Here is a 14,643-nt window from a genome sequence, read left to right as displayed (position 1 = left end):
GCCGCCGTTTCCCAGCTCGGGATCGTGACCTCGCCGCCATCCACGCCCCGGACCCGCGGGCGCTCGAGCTCGATCTTGCCGCCGTGGAAGCCGGTCCGTCCCCGCGTCGGCCCCAACGGTGCGCCCGCCGCGCCGCGTCGCGATCGTGGCGCGGCCCGCAGGCCGCCGTGACATCCGCCTCCATCATCGTGCCGAGCGCCTCGATCCCTGCCGCAAGGCAGAACCGATCGAAGCTCGCCCGCACTTCTGCAAACGCTTCGTCCACAGCCCCGGTCGCCGGCGAACCAGCCGGTGTGATATCTCTCGTCATGGCGTTGCTCTCCTTTGTGGAATCAGCACCCCGAGCCTACCGGCTCAAGGTGGGCAACGCCGACCTCTTCAGAAATTCAACAGAACCCGGGACATCCCCCAAGATTTCGCACAGAGAATGGTTTCTCTGAATCGGGAAGAGCTAAATATGTGGAGATTATATTCGTTAGGGATGTGATCGACCCGTCATACTCCGTCGAAATGCCGCCGAATAGGAAGGAAACATCAAGAGGCATCATCATTCTCCTTAGTCGCCGATCAATGTTAAGAACAGATTGGCAACTTGAGTTTTTGAACTGCCGAATCTGGTAGCTCAGAGCGGTGATCGCCTGACTTCTCGCGTTGCTAGCTGAACTCGGTTGTATCGAGTAGCACAAGAACGAGATCTTCGGTGGCCGCTGCACGATCACTGTCGATTGTATCCGGTATGAGCTCCCAACTCTGCAGTGATCACCGCGCGCGAGCGTAGCGGGTCGGCATCTACTAGCGCATGGCTCGATGATGTCCGGAATGTCGGCATGGGTGTTTCGCAAGCATTCCGCGGTCTGGCGGCTTGTGGTTGGTTCAAGCGTAAGCGTGTAGGTGCCCCCACGTACCGGATGATGTTCGATGTTCGATTGTCAGAGAATCTCCTGGTGATTTGCTTGCCAGGAGCTCATGTACGCGAACATACCTCTGACACCAAGAATTTCGAAGTTATCAGGGCCACACCCGAGCGGCTTGCGGTCATTCCGGGACGGAGCGATCGCACCTGGTCGCGGGAGGCGAAGGGACGGATCGTCAAGAAAAAAGGTTTTTGACGGGGAGCAACCGTGCCGGTGATCGCGCGGTCTCATCGGCTCGATCCATCGCAGTTGTTTGCGTGGCGACGCAAGGCGCTGGCCTCAGGACTTGTCGCACCGGTTTCTGAGGCGCGAGTCCAAGCGGCCAAATTCGCGCGGTTTGATGCGGTGACGAGCGACATGATGGAAATCGTGATCGGCAATGTCGTAGTCCGTGTCGGCAGCGATGTGGAGCCTGAGCGGCTTGCTGCCGTAATCCGGGCGTTCGGCAGGCATGATCCCGGCAGGCGTTCAGGTTTACGTGGCCAGCACCCCGGTCGACTTCCGTAAGGGAGCGACCGGCTTGATGGCGCTGGTGCGAGATGGTGGGGCCGACACGTTCAGGGGCGCGCTGTACGTGTTCCATTCGAAAGGAGCGGATCGGATCAAGGCGGTTTGGTGGGACGGCAGCGGGATATGCCTGTTTGCCAAGACGCTCGAGGCAACAACGTTCTGCTGGCCGAGGAATGCGCCGACCCGGGTGCGGCTGAACCATGCGCAGTTGCTCACGCTGATCGACGGGCTGGACTGGACGAAGGTGCGTCCGGTGGCTGTGAAGCGCCCGGAATCGGTGGGCTGACAAGCTGCGGCGAATTGAATCAGGCTGGCTGAAAGGTTTGGGAGATTAGCGGCAACTCCGCTGTGATGATGGCGATGACGACGCCCGTTGCAGAGCTTCCGACGACCCTTGCCGAAGCCCATGCGCTGATCCTCGCCTTGGCGGAAGAGCGGGGGGGGGCGATCGAGGCCGAGAACAGCCGCATCGGCTCCGAGATTGCAACACTGACTGCGCGCCGATCTTGCCGCGGTCAGCCCGACGGCCGACGCGCGGATCGTTGAGCTGACGGCGATCGTGAAGACGTTGGAGCGCACGCTTTACGGCACGCGTTCGGAACGCTTGCGTAGCGACACGCCGAGCGATGAGCAGATCGCCTTCGTATTTGACGAGATCGCCACCGGCGTCGCGCTCATTGAAGCCGAACTGGCCAAGGCAGGCGGCCAGGACAAGCCGAAACGCGCGCCGCAGCCGCGCAAGGAGTTCGGCGCGCATCTGGAGCGGGTCGCGATCGTCATCGAGCCCGATGATACCCCCTGGTTGCGAAGGCTTGGAGAAGGTCCTGATCGGCGAGGATGTGTCGAGGCGGCTGGACGTGACGCCGGCGAAGGTTCCGCGTGATCGTCACGCGCCGCCCGAAATACGCGTATCGCAACGGCGATGGCGTGGTTCAGGCACCGGGCACCCGCCGTCTGATCGAGGGCGGCCTTCCGAGCGCTTCTCGCCCAGATGGCGGTGGCCAAATATGCCGACGGGCTGCCGCTCTACCGGCAGGAAGCGATCTACGCGCGTGACGACGTCAATCTCGACCGATCGTTGATGGCGCAATGGATGGGCAAGGTCGACTTCAAATTGCAGCCGCTGGCCGACTACGTGTTGGAGAAGATCAAGCACGGCGAACGGATCTTCGCCGACAAGACGACCCTGCCACGCTCGCTCCCGGATCCGGCAAGACGCAAAGGGCTTAGCCGTGGGCCTATGCGCGCGACGATCGGCCATTTCGCGGCCTCGGTCCACCGATGGTCGCTTATCGCTTTGAGGACGTCGCGGCGGCGAATGCGTTGAGCGGCATCTGGCGGGCTTTACCGGCATCCTGCAGGTCGACGGCTATGCCGCCTACAATCGGCTCGCCAGGTCAACGGGTGCCAATGAGGACGTGACGCTGGCAGCGTGCTTTGCCCACGTCAGGAGACGGTTCTACGAGATTGACGTCAACGAGAGCTCGCGCCTGGCCACCCAGACCGTCACCACCATGGCCGGGCTGTGGGAGATTGAGGCCGACATCCGCGGCCAGGATCTTGAGACGCGGGTGGAAGCGGGCCAGGAAAAGTCCGCTCGATCGTCGCGGCGCTCTTCGATCGGTGGGACAAGGAGCTGCCGCGCCTGTCGGGCAAATCCAAACTCGCCGAGGCGATCCGCTATGCCAGATCCAGACGCGCCGCCCTCGAGCGCTTTCTGAGTGACGGCCGTATCGAGATCGACTCCAACACCGTCGAGCGGGCAATCCGGCCGCAAACCATCACAAGAAAAAATGCGCCCGTTGCGGGCAGCCATGGCGGCGGCCGGACCTGGGCGACCATCGCCACGCTTCTGCAGACCGCGAAGATGAACGATGTCGATCCGCACGCCTGGCTCACGCAAACTCTCGAACGGATCGCGCAGGGCTGGCGATCTCTCAGATCGATGCTCTCATGCCCTGGCACTCCAAAGCCTGAACGGCTTCAGCTTGGCGCTTACGGTGAAGGCGATCGCCCAGGCTCGTCATGACCGATAAGAACGATGGCAGCACGCTCGCCAGTCCGCAGGACATCGGAAGGCTGCCGCAGATCTGGATGCCTGACGCGGCGCCGATTGGGGGCGGCGCCGCCAGGCCGTACGACATCGCGCGGAGCCAAAGAACGAGGTGCATTCGATCCCGCACGCGCATCTGATCCCGTCGCACCCGCATGCCGATTTTTAAACACCCGCGCGGCGGTACATGGCTGGCCGCTCAGCACTTGCGGCATGATGAGCGACCGGCCTTAGATCAGCACATGTGCGCTGACCGGACGGCGGAAGACCTCAGCCGGCTCCAGCGGTAGATCGGCTTAGTTTAGAACGCAAAGATTGATCCCACCGTCAAGCGATTTACGACGATCACCCGCGTCAATCTGGCGGTCTCTGCCGGGATCGTTGCGATTATCGGCAACATTCAGCCGGGAATATCCGCTCCAGTCCCAAGGAATTGGGACCTTCTCGGCCGAGGGTTAGCTGGGCGTCGTGTCGGGTAATCACTCAGTTTCTCGATAAGTGTACCTCCGCGACTAGTCATGAAGACCAATGGCTTTTGAAGTGCGCAATGATTAGCTCCGCAACCCGATCCGAGCGGTCTACCCCAGAAACTTGTTTCGTCTCGCATAGCCCTCCGGGGAAACCAAGATCGAATTCGATAATATAAGGATAAGCCATGTCTAGGGCACCGAAGTTGATCCCATGTCCCATCAGCTTTTGCGCAATCAACTCAGCAAGCTCTATTTCATTGGAATTGAGATCGACTGAGATTGCCGTTCCTCCCTGTATAATATTTGATCTGTGATCATTTGGATGGCCTTGCCTACCATGCCAGGCAACAACCTTCCCACAAGCAACGATGATGCGCTTTTCGCCTTGGCCCACCTCCGCGATAAACTTTTGAAGGATTGCATACTCAGCTTTGAAACCACCTAATCCGCCATAATCCATCTCGCTTTGAGCTACAGTATTTCCAGTAAGACATTGGAGAATTGTCCGAACGTTCGGTCCGTTTTGAGGAAGTAAGAAAACGTTTTGCCCGCACCCGGAATTTGGCGGCTTGGCGACCCACCACTCATCTGGGGCTTGCTGATACCGCTCCCAGAGTGATGAAAAATCATTTGATATATATGAAAATGCGCGGTTCTCTTTCGGGACGAGATAGCCCATAGCGTGCTTGCTATTTAGAAACATCAGCCCCTCAATACTGTTAACGAAGGGCGTCTGTTGGGAAGCAAGCCATAGCATTCTCATGACATCTCGGTACACGCGGACCTGAGGCGAACCTAGCACCCAAATAAGCTGGAATTCGTCGAGAAAATATGTTTGTCGATTCCCAGGTGCGATCGAGCCGGGAGAGTACGGCTCGTCTTTCTCTGGTATGGGCACTCCTCGTGTAAAATAGCGATAGTCGTCTGCCGCAATAGCATTAATCTCGCCTAGTATTACTTGCCAGCCGAGGCGACCGAACGCGCTGCCAAGAGCTGAATCGTTTTCACCTAAGCAATCGAGGCTGTTTACGAGTATGAGCAATCTCATCACTGTCTCCTAGACATAACCAGACGGCGATTAGCTGGACGTCATAGTTTCGACCACGTCCAGACTGCTGCCCCGCCGTTACTACTGAGTAGGCATCCCACCATCACGTCGTGACGATCTGCATGCAGCTGCGAGAGTCGGGATCTAACTAAACATCGCTGCTGTTGCAGTATCCGAAGAGCAAGCGCCGTGCCAGACTTATCTCACGTCTATAAGTTGCTGATTGCACTTCGAGAAATCCTCTGTCCTGCGACCAACCTCACGTGTTGTGAAGCTGACAAGGACACTGCGTGTCGGACGGAGGACAACGACTGTAGGCGAAGGCCTTGCCAACGGAAGAATAAACATGCCGGTCGAGCAGGCACGATGTGGTCACGCCGGAGGGGGACCACGGTTCAGCAGATCGCGAAAACAATGACATCGCTTCGTACGCGTTGCACACAGAAACTCTCCACATCGTGCAGGGTTGGGCCAGCCTCTGAGGCCGAGCCTCATTTCCAGGCACATCAAAGCCCTACGGCCCAGTAAGCTTAAGAGAACACCATTCGGGTCTTCTTCAGTGATGGCGAGGCGCGCCGTCCACCAATACAGGCCGTACTAACGTGTCGATCACAAGGTGTCTTGTCGGCTCCGAATTGTAAGGGGCGTGCACCTGAGCTGTTGTTCATCCCCCGTATTCGAAGGGCTTGGTGGGCGGGCCAGCGAGCAGTTCCAGAGCCTGATGGCCGACCACAGCATCGTTTACAACATGAGCCGTCCCGGCAAAGAGCCGGCTCCGCAAATTTGAACAAGACGATAAGTGGAGTTTCTGCCTGAAACGCGGCGATAATCGCCGTGAACAGGAGAGACCATGAACAGACGATCGCGCCGGAACCACACACCGGCGTTCAAGGCGAAGGTGGCGCTTGCCGCCGTCAAGGGCGACCGGACGATAGCTCAGCTTGCCGAGCAGTTCGACGTCCACCCCAATCAGATTACGGCGTGGAAGGCGCAGTTGGAGGGTGGCGCTTCCGGGGTCTTCGGCTCTGGGAGCATGTCGCCTGCCGCGCCTGCGATCGACGTGAAGTCGCTGCACGCCAAGATCGGAGAGCTGACGCTGGAGAACGATTTTTTAGAAGAAGCGCTCACCAAGGCGGGATTGCTGAGCGCAAAGCGATGATCGACCGTGAGCACGATCTGTCGATCACCAAGCAGGCGGAGATTCTGCAGATCAGCCGCGGCAGCGTTTATTACCTGCCGCGTCCGGTGCCGGACGCCGATCTCGCGATCATGCGGCGTCTCGACTGGCTGCATCTGGAGTTCCCTTTCGCCGGTTCGCGAATGTTGAGAGGCCTGCTGGCTGCCGAGGGGTGCAAGATCGGCCGCCGGCATGTCAAGACGCTGATGCGGCGGATGGGGATAGAGGCGCTCTATCGCCGTCCGCGCACGACTAAACCCGAGCCCGGCCACAAGATCCATCCGTATCTGCTGCGCGGCATGGAGATCACACGGCCGAACCAGGTCTGGGCGATGGACATCACCTACATCCCGATGGCGAGTGGGTTCGTCTATCTCGCCGTGGTGCTGGACTGGGCAACACGCCGGGTTCTGTCGTGGCGGCTGTCGATCACCATGGAAGCAGCCTTCTGCGTCGAGACGCTGGAGGATGCCTTGGCTCGTCACGGCAAGCCGGACATCTTCAATACGGATCAGGGCTCCCAGTTCACCGGACAGGCTTTTACCGGCGTGCTCGCCGACAACGGCATCGCGATCAGCATGGACGGCAAGGGCGCATGGCGGGACAACGTGTTCGTCGAGCGGCTATGGCGCAGCCTCAAATACGAGGAGGTGTACCTACGGGCCTATGATAGCGTCAACGAGGCGCGCAATTCGATCGGCCGATATCTCGACTTTTATAACAGTAGACGTCCCCATTCGAGTCTTGACGGCAGCACGCCCGATCAAGCCTACTTCACCTCGCTGCCGCTCCGCCTGGCAGCATACCCCCGGCAGACGCGCTCCACTTATCGATGCGCAGATTCTGTTCAGACAACCGGGACCAGCTCAATCGTGGGGGTGCTTGACGCCTCCACTTCTCCACCAAAGGAGCGATATGCCGTGCCCAACGATAACGTCACCAGACTGATTCAGCCAGGATTCTTCGACGATCAACTCACCGAAATCTTGCGTAATGGGGCACGAGCCCTGCTCGCCAAAGCGGTCGATGTTTAGGTCGCGGACTTTCTCGACAAGCATGCCGATTTGAAGACCCAGGACGGTCACCAGCGCGTCCTCCGCCACGGTCACCTGCCGGAACGCGAGGTGATGACCGGTATCGGTCCGATCGCCGTCCGCCAGCCGTGTGTGCGTGATCGCGAAGCCGCCGCCGGGGATCCCGGCCGCATCCGGTTCTCGCCGTCGATCCTGCCGCCCTACATGCGCCGGTCGAAGTCGATCGAGCCGCTGCTTCCATCTTTTATCTGAAGGGTATCTCGACCGGCGACTTCTCCGAGGCGCTGGCGGCGCTGCTCGGCAAGGATGCTGCCGGGTTGTCGGCATCGGCCATCGGCCGCCTGAAGGACGGCTGGCTCACCGAACACGCCGCTTGGCAGAAGCGCGATCTGTCGGCGAAACGCTACGTTTACATCTCGGCGGATGGCATCCATCTCGAAGCACGCCTGGAGGACGAAAAGCAGCGCATCCTCGTGCTGATCGGCGCGACGCCGGAAGGCCGCAAGGAACTGGTCGGCTTCACCGATGGCGCCGGCGAGAGCGCGCACAACTGGCGCGATCTGCTGCTCGATCTGAAGCGGCGCGGGCTCGATGCTTCCCCGCAGCTCCGTCATCGCCGATGGCGCGCTCGGGTCCTGGAAGGCCGCCGGCGCGGTCTGGCCGAAAACGTGCGAGCAGCGCTGCTGGGTGCACAAAACCGCCAACGTGCTCGCCAAGTTACCGAAGAGCCAGCAGCCGAAAGCGAAACGCGCGTTGCAGGAGATCTGGATCGCCGAAACCAAGGCCGCCGCCGAACTAGCGTTCGAGGCCTTCTCGAGAGCTACGCGCTTAAATACGACAAGGCGGCCGACTGCCTGGCCAAGGATCGGGAAACGCTGCTGGCATTCTACGACTTCCCGGCCGAGCATTGGAAACACTTACGGACCACCAACCCCATTGAAAGCACCTTCGCCACCGTGCGCCACCGCACGATCCGATCGAAGGGCTGTCTATCCAATAAGACCGCGCTCACGATGGTCTTCAAACTGATCGAGGGCGCCCAAAAAAGCTGGCGCCGTCTCGACGGTCATGACCAGTTGCCAAAACTCGTTCTCGGTGTGACATTCAACAACGGGATCGACGTCATCGCAAAGCCGAATGATCGTCAGCCCGCGACCGCCGCCGCCTGACCGGTCCCCGCCGTCACCACTATTTGGCGATAGCTCTCCCAGAGAACCTAATCACCTAATCGACAATGCCACTTTGAAAAAACCCGGCGAGTGTATCACCGCGTCATTCCTGCGACAGTGGGGCACCCACTCGGGCTACGGTATTGCCATTGGCGGTACCGCAACGCATCAGTCGAGTGAACCCGCCCTCTTCAAGGCGCAGACGATCGCGAGATCTGACGCGAAGTGCGTCATAGAAGGTGACCGGTGGACCGTCTTGCTAAGTTGACAACTTTTCTTCAACCCAAGCATTCAGAACCTGAGACCTGGAACGCTTGTACTGCCGCGGCTTACGGCATGCAGCGGTTGTCGCGCACTGGCACCTCGATTGGCGGGGACAAAGATGTCCGCCGCCGTTCTTAGCGCGAGTTCAAGCGCATGAAACTCTGTCGCTCGGTCGCTCCGACAAGGAACGACGGTACTATTGCCAGCACGGTAGAATGAGACCCGGGTGTTCAAGTCCGTGCATTTGATGAACTGAAACAGCCTCGTCAACGCTTTGTCATCTGGGTAGGATTGTTCCGATGCCGAAAACTCTAGCCTTCCGAAGCACCAAGTCGGCCAGTGCCAAATCTGCTATGGCAAAACCCCGGAAGCCAAACAACGCCTTGGTTGAGGCAAGACGCTGCGGCGAGCGACAAGCGAGATGCACGAGATCGTCCTGAAATTTTATGGATTCCACGTATCGATCTGACGCATCCACCGGTGAGGAGGACTGCTCCAATGCATCTGTGACACATATGTCGAAAGCAGTGAGTGTTTCGGGCCGCCAGCTCCTACCTCCATCCACTGCCGAAACGAAGGACGGGACCGGCAACAGTCGAGCGTCCAGAAAGGGCTTCAATCCCGGCGAACCCGGAACCATTGTGATTACGATCTCGCTCTCACTCAACAACAGATCAGGATTGTTGGTAACAATCGGATCGAGCCGCTTTTGCGATGCTGCAGTTGCAGCCCTCTCAGCGGACAGGACAGTCCGACTCAACAGATGGATTTTCCGAAGCGACGGAAATAGATCCGCAAACGCATCAATGTGGCTAAGCGCCTGCAACCCGCAGCCGACTAACCCAAGAGTCGCAGGTTCCTCAGGAGCGAGAAACGAGGCTGCGGCCGCTGACATCGCAGCTGTCCTCATTAGTGTGATGTAATTCCCATCGAGAACGGCGATTGGCACGCCCGTCTGGTATTCGCTAATACAGATCAATCCGTTAACTGTCGACCTATCGGGTTTCCCCTCGACCGGAATAGCGGCCACCCATTTCATTGTCGCTAGACTCTTGGTCTCCGACGCCGAACTCATTGAGCTGAACGATGAACTTGGACCGATGGTGATGGTCGATTTCGGCAAACCAATGTTGAGGCCGGCAGCGTTGTCGCGGAAGGCAGCTAGGATCGCCTCTCGCGCCTCACGAGGCGAAATATGGAGATCTTGCACATGAGCATTCGACAGGTAGAGCAGTTCGGCAGACATTTGCGCACTTTCGGAGGTGGGAGTTAGCCCGGCGCCAGCAATCCGACGTCGGCGGGGGTTCTCCGGATTGAAAACGCTTCGCCTTTGCGAACGAGCATACTCGAGTGTCCAAGCTCCTGATCCTACTAAAGGAGATAGCTACAATCTAAGTGAGTTGCTGCCCGGCGAAGGATAAGGAGTCTGGGAATATGGTTATGCAGATGGAGAGCGAACCGATGCCGGGCGCTCGAGCCGGTTGCGATGGTGGTCGATCGGAACGCGCTCGCCACGACCAGAACGGCGCCTGCAACGCGAAAGTTACCCAATCGGCAAGAGACTCCGGTCAGCTCTCCACCTCAGCGCATGCTGCCATCAAGGCCCGAGGTACAATGGCCACTCATATCTCAAGATGGCGTACCGGCGCGCATCAACAAATGACCATTGCCAGCTGCTCGACAGAACGATTGGTTGTGCGCTCCTGTGTCCGCAGGTATCGCGCGAGCAGGTTACACAGTTCTATCGGTTTCAGTTCTTCAGGAACTCTCATGCTTGAATATCCTTGTCTATTCATGTGCCCCATGGCCGCCGACGCTTTGAGCCGGCGTGTGTAAGTCTCATGATGCAAGCCATAGGCATCTCCAAGGTCGGCATGCAATAGAGCTGCCGTGCCCCAGGATTGGCAGGCCTGATTCCGCGCCTCCGGGTGCGTCCCCTCCTCATCCATCTTCACGGTGGCGGGCGAGAAAGGGTAAGCGGCGGAGGGTTACCAGCGCCGCAGCGCATGAAAGAACATCATGATAGCGTGATGAGCGCGACTGAGACCAAGCCCGATATGACCTTGGTCCGGATGGCGGAGATGCTCAAATCAGAATTTGGATTTTTGGAGGCTCGTTTGCACCGTGCTCAATTTGCCGCTCCCTCGAGTGTTATGGCCTAACATTCAACAAAAGTGTGCACGCACCCGAGCAGGACAGCCCGTGGTGGCGGCGCGCCAAGCCTGGCGCGAACTCGGGCCACACTTCATCGGGTCTTTATCGAGAAGACCGGCACCAGGACCAAAATGACACGCTGTTACGGTCATCCGAAATGCGGCCATTTTGTCGCGCCAAAGTGTCGATGGTCGTCGGCTGATCGCGACCTTCACCGTTGCTTGCGCTGCACCGCCCAGACCTCGCCTTGTCGCGCGCCCTCGGCGCCAGCTCCTGTTCATGCGGCCTACTCGCCCGATTCCACCTGATGAGAACGCATTGCCAAATTCATTCGAGCCTGCGGGAAGCCGCTGCCAGAACGATCCAAATGCTCCAAGCTGCCGTCGCCGCGACATACCGAGCATGGACGCAACCCAATTGCCACACGCTCAGCCTTGCTGGACAATCCAGCGATTGGTGAATGATCGGGCCGGTGCCATAACCCGTGGCGCTGAAACCGGCTGGAACACTTCAGTCCGGTTTCTGCCGAAGTACGGCTATCTTACCTTCGTCGACCGTGGATCTGTGCCGATTGGAGCGTGGCTGCTATGTCGGAAAGCACGAGCGGCAGCTTAGGAGCTAGCTGATTATTATTCTGTTCGATGAACCGGAGAAATTCTTGATGGTACATGGTGACATAGTTGAGATCTTTGACTGGCGCGTCCGAAAACACTGGAATTGACGACAGATCCACTATGGTACGCGGCTTCAATCGCATAAGTGCATCCTGAATAGTGACCTTGTATTCATCATTCACATCGGCGGTTGCGATAATAACGATCGACTTTGGTTCGCGCGCGCTCCCAACCTCGGTCGGACGCAACAGCGTAACTTCGATATCAACCAAGGGGCGAAGGCGTTTGCGAAGGTTCTTGGGATTCCGAGTCACGACTACCGTGGAACGGAAACGCTCTCCGACACCACTGCTGATCAGCCCGCGACCGAGCATACCCGCCCCGACGATGTAAAGGCAGTCAAGTGGCTCTCCACTCGGAAATCGATCAGCTATAATCTCCCGGACGATCTGATCGTAGTTGAACGATGCGATGAATCGCTGTCGCTCGCGTACGGCACGCCCCGTATCAATTGCCGCTCGTGCGACCTCGAAAATCGGAAAGTTTGGACAAAGAAATTCGGTAGACTTCAAGAGCTGCTGGCCTATGTAAGATTCACCAAGGATCTGGGAATGAGCGCTGGATGCAATCTCGGCGAGACGTTGAGCAATTGCGACCGCACCTTCTACGCGTTCGTATGAAAAGCCAGAGAATACCGTACTATTGATATCTTTGAGGGCGGTTACTTCGGCGTAGACCTCAACTCGCGCGCAGGTGGCGAGAAGCAGAACGCCGGCTTTCCCAAGATCGGTCGCGAGTGGCTTAGTTTTGTCCGAAAGCTGCGCGATTGCGAGAGGGGCGGACATTCGGTGATCGACGTAGAGACCAAGAAGCTCGTTCATCATCTCCTCCTGAAGTCAGTTGATGCTCAGCGGCAAGCGACGTGGAGCGCCCGTCGAGTTCTAGGCCTTCTGTCGAGCCTTGCTGTTATCGAGAGCGGCGGGACCTCGGTCTCTTTCACGGTCGGACAGGTTGAGTCGCTTTTGAGGACGAAGCCGCTGGTGAGAATCTTCTCCGAGAAGTCGAGACTGACAGAGATCGTCCCTTGCGTTGATTTTCCTGACATGTTGTCTTCCTTTGACCCTCCAGCGTTGTCCCATCGCTTTAAAGTTCCTGCCGCCTGCAATGAGGGGCTTCCAAATATCATGCCAAACTCGCACCAGAACAGGTCAGGAGTAACTTTGCGCAAATCCATCAAGTGTTGCGACACTTCGTAGGGTTCTTGCCGGCTTCACGGGAGTTGCGGACCAGGTAGTCCGCGCGCAACGTAGCTCACCTGACACTCAACCGCGCCGCTTGTCGGCTGTCGGACGCTGTCGAGTATGCAACAGTGGCAGTAAGGCGCCCCATCTCTTTGTTTGGTGAACGCCGGTCAGGATTTGGAGATTTTCCTATTCAGAAGCTATCATCAGCGTTGCCATTAATAGACTTGTTAGCAGAGTTGCTGCAGAGCGAGAGATCGCGGCCATTGCTCGAACACTTCTCCGGCAAGGTTCTCCCAACTAAGGATAAAAGCTCATGGCCGATACAAAGTGGGGCGGTATCTTCCCCGTTCTCGTCACTCCATTCGGAGCCGATGGCTCCATCAATGAGTCTCGCTACAAGACGCTCATCGACGACGCCATCGCCAATGGCGCACAGGGCGTCGTGGCGGCGGGCAGCACCGGCGAATTCTATGCGCTTGCCAAGGCTGAGCGTGCGCGCCTCTGCAAGTTGAGGTGGACCACGTGGCTGGCCGCGTCCCCGTCCTGGCAGGCGTCGCCGACCTGCGTGTCGAAGATGTACTGGAAGCGTGTCAGTCAGCCGTCGCGGCGGGCTGCGCGGGCGGCATGATCCTTCCACCTATCTATGCCATGCCGAGCCCGCGTGAGATCGTGGCCTTCTTCGAGCATATTTCCCGCAACACCTCGCTGCCGCTGATGCTCTACAACAGCCCGCGCCGCGCGGGCGTCGACATTGCCCCGGCTCTTGTGCAGCAGCTCTCTGCGCTGCCAACGGTAGTTGCCATCAAGGACAGCTCCGGCGTCATCACTCAGGTCAGCGAGCTCGTGCAGCGCGTGGGTGATAGACTTCGCGTCTTCGTCGGCTACGAGACCATGATCGTTCCGGCCCGCGCCGTTGGTGCCCATGGGGTGGTCGCCATGGCACGCCAAATCGCGGGGCCTTGATCCGCGATTACTGGGTCAAGGCACTCACTGGCGACAAGACGTTGGATGGCCTCGGCCGCGACGTCTTCGCCTTCTATCGTTGCTTCCAGTCCGGCTCCTATTACGCGGCCATCAAAGAGACAATGAGCCAGCTTAGCCAGGACGCGGGCGGCCCGCGCCTGCCGCTGCTGCCGCTGGCAGACGAACAGAAAGCGGCCATTGCCAAGATCATCGCCGATTCCGGTCTTACCCGCTGGGTTCACTCTCAAACAGAGGCTAGACGCGGTCCAATCCCATAGTTCGAAGTACCGCCGTCCTAATGGAGAGCAAAATTTACGAAGCGGGAGGTGAGAAGGATTGAAAGACGTTCGGCCGAGAGGATGAAGTCACGCTCAGAGCACAACCATCCTTTGAGACTCCTGTGGTCGCGTTCACCAAAATCGATCATGAGGTTCCCGATTGAGCCCCCCGGGTGGCGTGTATCGCCTTGGTGGGCCTGAGCATCGTCAGGCGGCCTGCCGCAGCGCCTCCTTCTTGTGCTCCTTCAATAGACCGTGACAGACAGCGATGGTCTTCGAGCCATGCCTCGTGTCGCGCGATGATGAGTGTCCGACAAGCCGCAGCAGTTGCTCGATTGCAAGATTCTCCCCTTCAGCATGATCAGGATCGTTTCGTTTGTGCCTCGATTAAACCTGATTTGCGGTCCCACCCAGCCCCCTCAATGGGTTGCCCTGCAGCCGCTCTCGGCACGCACCAGCGGCTTTTTCACGCCCTCCAGCAGAATGGCGGTGCGACACAAAGTCTACACACCAGCGCTGATATTATCTCCGAGTTCCTCGAGGTCTCATTGCGAGTTAGGGACCCATACTGCGGGAATATCTCGCGTGAACGACGGTTATGCGACGGAAAAGACGTTAACTGGCTCACAAACAAGAATGTCGCGCAAAGTTTGAAGCAGATCAGAGAGTTGTACAAGATCCGCTGGCGCGCCGAGACAGATGCGAATTGCGCCAGGGTCCCGCTCTCCCACCGCGGAGGCGATGCGGGGGG

Annotated in this window: 8 protein-coding genes and 4 pseudogenes; 8 read left to right on the top strand and 4 right to left on the bottom strand. The window is 58.6% G+C overall.

The features are described from left to right. Positions 1–310, bottom strand: a pseudogene (locus tag QRQ56_RS38915) (IS256 family transposase); the annotation flags it as partial. A 517-nt stretch (positions 311–827) separates the two neighbouring features. Here QRQ56_RS38915 and QRQ56_RS38910 point away from each other — a divergent pair. The 4 genes and pseudogenes from QRQ56_RS38910 (at position 828) to tnpC (ending at position 3,401) form a co-directional block, all read left to right on the top strand. Then, on the top strand, positions 828–1,109 hold the full coding sequence (locus tag QRQ56_RS38910) for a hypothetical protein (RefSeq protein WP_438747061.1): 282 nt from the start codon (positions 828–830) through the stop codon (positions 1,107–1,109). A 12-nt stretch (positions 1,110–1,121) separates the two neighbouring features. Next, complete coding sequence (locus QRQ56_RS38905) at positions 1,122–1,421, top strand: IS66 family insertion sequence element accessory protein TnpB (RefSeq protein WP_438747060.1); 300 nt, start codon at positions 1,122–1,124, stop codon at positions 1,419–1,421. A gap of 16 nt (positions 1,422–1,437) precedes the next feature. Further along, positions 1,438–1,710, top strand: coding sequence for an IS66 family insertion sequence element accessory protein TnpB (tnpB, locus tag QRQ56_RS38900; RefSeq protein ID WP_438747063.1), 273 nt, complete (start codon positions 1,438–1,440; stop codon positions 1,708–1,710). A gap of 74 nt (positions 1,711–1,784) precedes the next feature. Further along, positions 1,785–3,401: pseudogene (gene tnpC, locus QRQ56_RS38895) on the top strand (IS66 family transposase). A gap of 592 nt (positions 3,402–3,993) precedes the next feature. Here the strand turns inward: tnpC and QRQ56_RS38890 are convergent. Then, the gene (locus QRQ56_RS38890) at positions 3,994–4,995 is read right to left on the bottom strand and encodes an ATP-grasp domain-containing protein (RefSeq protein ID WP_438747059.1); all 1,002 of its coding nucleotides are present in this window, start codon (positions 4,993–4,995) and stop codon (positions 3,994–3,996) included. Between the two features lie 850 nt (positions 4,996–5,845). Here QRQ56_RS38890 and QRQ56_RS38885 point away from each other — a divergent pair. From QRQ56_RS38885 to QRQ56_RS38875, 3 genes and pseudogenes are all read left to right on the top strand, one after another. Continuing rightward, positions 5,846–6,975: pseudogene (locus QRQ56_RS38885) on the top strand (IS3 family transposase); the annotation flags it as partial. A gap of 261 nt (positions 6,976–7,236) precedes the next feature. After that, positions 7,237–7,458, top strand: a complete 222-nt coding sequence (locus tag QRQ56_RS38880; protein ID WP_438747058.1) for a hypothetical protein — start codon at positions 7,237–7,239, stop codon at positions 7,456–7,458. Beyond that, a complete protein-coding gene (locus QRQ56_RS38875) occupies positions 7,446–8,375 on the top strand; it encodes an IS256 family transposase (protein ID WP_438747062.1) in 930 nt (309 codons plus the stop codon). The genes QRQ56_RS38880 and QRQ56_RS38875 overlap by 13 nt, the downstream gene beginning before the upstream one ends. A 541-nt stretch (positions 8,376–8,916) precedes the next feature. On the opposite strand, the gene QRQ56_RS38870 is transcribed toward QRQ56_RS38875, so the two are convergent. Both QRQ56_RS38870 and QRQ56_RS38865 read right to left on the bottom strand, forming a co-directional pair. Beyond that, on the bottom strand, positions 8,917–9,885 hold the full coding sequence (locus QRQ56_RS38870) for a hypothetical protein (protein ID WP_438747056.1): 969 nt from the start codon (positions 9,883–9,885) through the stop codon (positions 8,917–8,919). Positions 9,886–11,334: 1,449 nt separating this feature from the next. Next, positions 11,335–12,288: a hypothetical protein gene (locus tag QRQ56_RS38865; protein ID WP_438747055.1), complete on the bottom strand. Its 954-nt coding sequence runs from the start codon at positions 12,286–12,288 to the stop codon at positions 11,335–11,337. 676 nt (positions 12,289–12,964) lie between these two features. Between QRQ56_RS38865 and QRQ56_RS38860 the strand changes: the two are divergent. Continuing rightward, positions 12,965–13,892, top strand: a pseudogene (locus tag QRQ56_RS38860) (dihydrodipicolinate synthase family protein). Positions 13,893–14,643 lie beyond the last annotated feature (751 nt).

This window comes from Bradyrhizobium sp. U531 (genome assembly GCF_051710265.1).
Taxonomy (GTDB): domain Bacteria; phylum Pseudomonadota; class Alphaproteobacteria; order Rhizobiales; family Xanthobacteraceae; genus Bradyrhizobium.
The sequence above is the reverse complement of the archived record's forward strand: the minus strand, read 5'-3'. Positions and strand labels throughout refer to the sequence as shown.